This is a genomic window from Pseudochrobactrum sp. AO18b, assembly GCF_000409565.1.
Classification (GTDB): domain Bacteria; phylum Pseudomonadota; class Alphaproteobacteria; order Rhizobiales; family Rhizobiaceae; genus Pseudochrobactrum; species Pseudochrobactrum saccharolyticum.
Genome location: NZ_ANNO01000160.1, coordinates 1 through 5,584 on the forward strand (window position 1 = coordinate 1; position 5,584 = coordinate 5,584).

The window sequence follows — 5,584 nt, forward strand, 5'->3', positions numbered from 1 at the left end:
CAAATGCTTCGTCCAGCACATTCAGCAGATGATCGGCATTGGCCTTGCTGAAAATCATTGGCGGACGCATTTTCAGCACATTATCAAACGGACCTTCCGTCCCCATCAGAATACCGCGGCGGCGGGCGACATTACACACGGCGCGCGCAATATTGGTTGCCGGTTCTTTGGTGTAACGATCATTGACCAGTTCAATACCAAGGAACAAGCCAAGGCCGCGCACATCGCCGATCACTTCATAACGGTTCTGCATCTCACGGAAAGAATCCATCAGATAATTGCCGATGGTCAGCGCATTGCCGCGCAGGTTCTGGTTCTCAATTACATCCAGCACAGCAAGGCCAACGGCACAGGACACCGGATTACCGCCGAATGTGTTGAAATATTCCATGCCATTATTGAAGCTGTCAGCGATTTCACGGGTGGTGACCATCGCTGCCATCGGATGACCGTCACCGATCGGCTTGCCCATAGTCACGATATCCGGTGTCACGTCCTGCGTTTCAAATGCCCACCAATGGCTGCCGACACGGCCAAAACCGACCTGCACTTCATCGGCGATACAGATACCACCGGCATCGCGGATCATCTTGTAGACTTCTTTAAGGTAGCCATCCGGCATGAAGACCTGACCGGCCACACTCGGAATGGATTCCGCGATGAAGAAGCCCGGGCCTTCACCTTTTGCCTGCATGAGCGCAATCTGCTCGGCCACGCTTTCCGCATAGAGCTTGGCGTGATCTTCCGGTGCCCAGTCTTTTGGTGCGCGATAGCTGTCCGGCACTTTCGCCACATAAACATGCGGCTTGGCACCTTTGCCGCCCTTGCGGTTGAACTTATACGGACTGATATCAATCAGCTCCTGCGTTGTGCCGTGATAAGACCAGTCGAGCACAACCGCATTTTCACGTCCCGTATGCACACGCATCATGCGCAGTGCCAGACTATTGGCCTCGGAACCGCTATTGGTGAAACCGGCAACGGTGAGATTATCCGGCAAAGTGGCGGTCAGGCGCTCTGCATAGGCAACAATATTATCATGCAGATAACGGGTATTGGTATTGAGCGTTCCGGCCTGTTTCGCCATAGCTTCCACCACTGCCGGATGGGCATGACCGATATGGCAGACATTGTTGAAGCAATCGAGATAGGCGCGACCTTTATGGTCAATCAGCCAGACGCCGTCGCCGCGCACAAATTTAATCGGATCTTCATAGGAGATCGACAGGTTCGGCAGCAGCATCTCGCGGCGCATGGCCACGATTTCTTCCTTGCTGCGGCCTGACTGCTGATAGAATTCCTCGGCCATACCGGCAAAATTGCGGGCATCAGGGAACAGCTCTGCCCAAACATCGAGATAGGCTTCTTCGCCCACGCCGATAATATCCATTGCTGTCAGGCGGGTATCGGTACAAATCTGCAAATGCAGATGCGGTGCCCAATGACCGTTTTCTGTTTCATCGCCCATGTAAGCGACAAGATCACCGGCGCTCAAGACATCACCTGCTTTGAGACGATTGCCTGCCTCATGCGCCAGATGCCCCCAGAGCGAAATGAATGGGGCACAGCCTTCAGGACGGTGCTCCAGAGTAATCAGGCAACCATAGCCGAGCGGATCCGGCTCGATATCCACGCTGCGGACAATCGCATCAAGCGGTGTATAAAGTGGCGTGCCGGAAGCCATGAACAGATCAAGCCCCAGATGATAGGTGCGGCGCTTGCCCTTGACCAGTTTGGATTCAAACATCGTACCGGCATAGACGGTGCGCTCCTCACCCCACGGGCCGATACCGACTTCCGTGCCGGTGACAGCACAATGCTCTTCCCACATTGCCTGTGCAATGACCGGCTGTTCTTCTGCCGATTTGATGGTCATCGGATGGGTTGGGTCGCCGTAAGGTACCAGTTCTGCCGGATAGGCCGCCACCGGCTTATCCAGCAATGGCAGCAGTTTTGAACGGTTGTTTTTCAGCCAGCTGACCGTTGCCGAAGCGCCGGAAACCGCATCAAAGCCGCAGGCCTTGCGCAGAATTGCCGTTGCAAACAGCGGTTCCATCCGGTCGAGCTTACGCAGGAAATCCCATGCCGGTTTCTCACTGATAGCCAGATACGGATTGTCTTCAGCTTCCGCATGACGAGAGGCGGAAATCGTAACCGAAGTTACCAGACGCATCGCGATCAGATCATAGAGCAGGTTCAGCTCTTCTTCACGCAGCGGGTAATATTTGTGGAAGCCTTTAGCGATAGCAGCTGCAGCACTGATCGGTGCACCATGATCCAGACCGGCATAAGCAGCTGCAATCGCAACTTCTGCAATCACCGGCGTATAAAGTGCATCACCGAAATCAATCAGACCGGCAATCACATCATGATTGTCATTGCCAACCAGCACATTCCAGTCATTGGCATCATTATGAATTACGCCGGAGCGAAGTGTGCCGAGCTTTGGTGCGACAAGTGTTTCAAAACGGGCAATGAAGCGTTCCAGCAAAGCGCGGTCATCGGCATTTTTCACAAAATGCAGCCGGTCTTTCGAGCGGCCTGCATTTGTCATATCCCAGTCCAGATCGCGCAGCGCACCGGCATGCATGAAGCCCTGTAAGGCCGCATCGAACTGGCCGAGCAATTCACCTAAGCCCTCCAGCGCCTGCAATGAGCGGGCGGATTCTGCCAGTGGCAGACCATCAACCCAACCGACTAAGCGGATATTATGCACATCGCCATTGGCGGAAAGCGTGTCCGCAAGACTGTCGCCTTTGAGCGTCGGCACGATATGCGGCACCGGCAAATGACCGGCATGGTCACGGATATGATTGAGCAAAGCAGTCTGGAAACGGCTTTCCACCACCGGCTCGGATGCATTGATAATCTTCAGAATGAAGATTTTACCGTCTGCTGTCACGACCTTATAATTCTGGTCGCGCTCGCTGTTGAGCGGCGACAGATCACCGCTCAGGCCATAATGGGTCTTGAGCAGAGAAACGGCATCGGTGAGTGAATATTGCGGCGCGGTATCAAGCATGGTTGTTCCGTTTTATGAGCCTGTCCCTGAGACAGGCATTGCATCTTATGCGGACAGATTTGCACAGCATAAAAAGATGCGCATCAGACAAAGTGCCGGTTGCACCGGCACTTTGTTTCAAGTAACCGTCACTTTGCCGGTGAGGTTTTTCATCGTAAAAACCATGCAGTTTCAGAGGGGAAATGATGCAGGATATTGACGCAACGGATCAGAAAATTCTGACCATTCTGTCTCAGGAAGCCCGCATTCCGATGAAGACGCTTGCAGGCCGTGTCGGACTATCCCGAAGTGCCACCAGCGAGCGCGTTGCACGGCTTGAAAAGAACGGGGTCATCCGTGGCTACCGCGCTGATATCGGCCTGCTCGATGATGCGGCCTTACAGGCTTTTCTGATGATTACGCTGAAACGCACACCGAGCATTTCCATTCTCGATATTCTCGCCGGATTACCGGCCGTGCGCAAAGTCTCGTCGGTCAGCGGCCAGCTTGATCTGGTGGTGGAAGTGGAAGTAGCATCCATCAACGCATTGAACGAAATTCGTAATAAAATTGCTGAAATCGAGAATGTGGAAGACCTGACCACCAGTATTGTGCTGCGCCGTGAAATCCTGCGTGATAAATAAAGTTTCTGCCCTGACAGGAGGATACTCTCCATGGAAAAACCTACCGCCAATCCGCTGCATATTGCGCAAAACTGGTTTGAACAGGGGCGTAAACTGGCTCTGGTTACCGTGCTTTCTGTCTGGGGTTCTGCACCGCGTCCTGCGGGCAGTCATCTGATCTGCGATGATCAGGGTAATTTTGAAGGCTCGGTCTCCGGCGGCTGCATTGAGGCGGAAGTGATTGCACAAGCCTTAGACGTACTGGTAACCGGACAAGCCCGTGATCTGTCTTTTGGTATCAGCGATGAAACGGCATGGTCTGCGGGATTATCCTGCGGCGGCACGATCCGTCTGCTGATTGCGCCCTATGATGCAGCCATGCATGACGTGGTGAAACAGATCGTGCAGGCGCAACACGACCGGCGGCGTATTACCAGCCGCACAGAGCTTGCAACCGGACAGATCACGCTGATCCCTGCACCGGATAATGCCAAGATCACACAACTCGATGAAACCGGCTTTATTCAGACATACCGCCCGCAACCGCATATTGTGGTGACCGGTGCCGTACATATAGCGCAAGCGCTGGCACAAATGGCGCAGATTACCGGCTATGGACTGAGTATCATTGATCCGCGCAGTGGTTTTGCCACAGCGGAACGCTTCCCGTCTGTACAGTTACATGAAACATGGCCGGAAGAATTTTTCAAAACCCATCAGCCGGATAGCTTTACGGCACTTGTTGCGCTCAGCCATATTCCGCATCTCGATGATCCGGCACTCACTGCCGCCCTGAAAAGCGATTGCTTCTATATAGGCGCTCTCGGCAGTCGAAAAACCCATGCCAAACGGCTGGAGCGTTTAACAGCAGCAGGCATTGAAGCGACAAATTTAGAGCGTATTCATGCGCCGATCGGATTAGCGATCAGCGCACAGGAACCGGCAGAGATTGCTGTGGCCATTCTGGCAGAGATTATTCAGGCCTATCGCAAGACCTGAAAACTGGCAGCATTTAACCGACACTCAGGCGCAAACGTCCGTCGCCGTCCTGCATGATGCCTAAATTGATAAAGTCGCGGAACTCAACATTGCCGCCTGTCACCACATGACTATGGGTTTCGCTGATCACCACAACATCAGAATCAGCCGCTTTACCCGCAGCAATACCGGCCGGTGCATCTTCAAAAACCAGACAATCAACTGCATCAAAGCCAAGACGCTGCGCACCAAGACGATAACCGGACGGATCAGGTTTGCCAGCACTCACATCTTCCGCCACGACGATGGTTTCCGGCATCGGCAGACCAGCCGCAGCCAGACGAGCTTCCGCCAGTTCACGCGGCGCAGAGGTGACAATCGTCCAGCGGTCAGCAGGCAGACTGGCGATAAAATCTTTTGCACCGGCAATAGCGCGAATACCGGCAAAGTCCTGCATTTCTTCAGCCAGAAAAGCGGCTGCAATCGCTGCCGGATCAAGATGAGGCATATTCAGCATTTTGATAACGTCAACAACGCGGATGCCATGTACTTTTTTGAGCAGTTCCGATCCGTCTACCCCGTGTTCCGCAGCCCATTCCAGCCAGATCCGCTCTACAACAGGAATGGAATTGACCAATGTTCCGTCCATATCAAACAGGAAACCGGAATAGGAATTCAGAAATACAGAATTATCGCGCTGCTTCACTTTCAGGTCCTTTTTAGCCAAGGGATAAACGGGGCAAACAAACAGACAAAGCTCATAGAACTCCTGCCCTCTACAAATATCATGCTTTGCAGGAGCAGGTAGCGCACTATTACACCATATTGTTACAAAACAAACATTTATAATGTTTTGATCGCAACAAAATAACGAATAGTGATTTCGCGCCGAGGATATAACCCGAACGCTGAATACGGAAATGAATTTAATCGATTTGGGAAAAGAAAAAGGCCGCGCGGGGGGGGGGGGGGGGGGGCGGGG

General features: G+C 53.1%; 4 protein-coding genes. 2 read left to right on the forward strand and 2 right to left on the reverse strand.

Going from position 1 to position 5,584, the window contains the following annotated elements; genetic code table 11:
• Positions 1-3,022 (reverse strand): aminotransferase class III-fold pyridoxal phosphate-dependent enzyme (locus tag A918_RS0106725; protein ID WP_028233477.1); only part of this gene is annotated, 3,022 nt, incomplete at its 3' end.
• Positions 3,023-3,207: 185 nt separating this feature from the next.
• Here A918_RS0106725 and A918_RS0106735 point away from each other — a divergent pair.
• Entirely contained in the window at positions 3,208-3,645 is a 438-nt protein-coding gene (locus A918_RS0106735) for an Lrp/AsnC family transcriptional regulator (RefSeq protein WP_028233479.1), read from the forward strand.
• Positions 3,646-3,675: 30 nt separating this feature from the next.
• A complete protein-coding gene (locus tag A918_RS0106740) occupies positions 3,676-4,623 on the forward strand; it encodes an XdhC family protein (protein ID WP_022710322.1) in 948 nt (315 codons plus the stop codon).
• Positions 4,624-4,636: 13 nt separating this feature from the next.
• Here A918_RS0106740 and A918_RS0106745 read toward each other — a convergent pair whose 3' ends face one another.
• Positions 4,637-5,308, reverse strand: a complete 672-nt coding sequence (locus A918_RS0106745) for an HAD-IA family hydrolase (protein ID WP_022710323.1) — start codon at positions 5,306-5,308, stop codon at positions 4,637-4,639.
• Positions 5,309-5,584 lie beyond the last annotated feature (276 nt).

Excerpts from the sequence above, each read along its gene's own strand:
- A918_RS0106735 (WP_028233479.1), top strand. The coding sequence starts at position 3,208 with ATGCAGGATATTGACGCAACGGATCAGAAAATTCTGACCATTCTGTCT.
- A918_RS0106740 (WP_022710322.1), top strand. The coding sequence starts at position 3,676 with ATGGAAAAACCTACCGCCAATCCGCTGCATATTGCGCAAAACTGGTTT.